The 437-nt window shown below is 59.0% G+C and carries 1 protein-coding gene; it reads left to right on the forward strand.

Going from position 1 to position 437, the window contains the following annotated elements; genetic code table 11:
- On the forward strand, nucleotides 1-437 hold a 437-nt coding region (locus FDP28_RS20410; protein WP_222120662.1), incomplete at both ends, for a VCBS domain-containing protein.

Genomic DNA, 437 nt, shown 5'->3' on the forward strand with positions numbered 1-437 from the left:
TACACCGTCCGGGTCACCGATGACAAGGGCGCTTGGGTTGACCAAATAGTCACCATCACCATCACCGGCACCAACGACAGCCCGGTCATCACCAACGCGGCGACACAGTTAGTCGGCAGCGTGGTTGAAGCCGGCGATTTGGATGACGGCACAGATGCCCCAGGCACACCCACTGCAACCGGCCAACTCTCGGCAACGGATGTAGACAATGGCGCCACCCAAACCTGGAGTGTACAAGGCACCCCGGACACGACTTATGGCAGCTTCGCAGTTGATGCGAGCGGCAAGTGGACTTACACCTTAGACAACACGAAAGCGGCCACTCAAGCGCTAGCGGAAGGCGCCACTCAGACCGTGACTTACACCGTCCGGGTCACCGATGACAAGGGCGCTTGGGTTGACCAAATAGTCACCATCACCATCACCGGCACCAACGA

This window comes from Paenarthrobacter nicotinovorans, from assembly GCF_007670255.1.
Classification (GTDB): Bacteria; Actinomycetota; Actinomycetes; order Actinomycetales; family Micrococcaceae; genus Arthrobacter; species Arthrobacter nicotinovorans_B.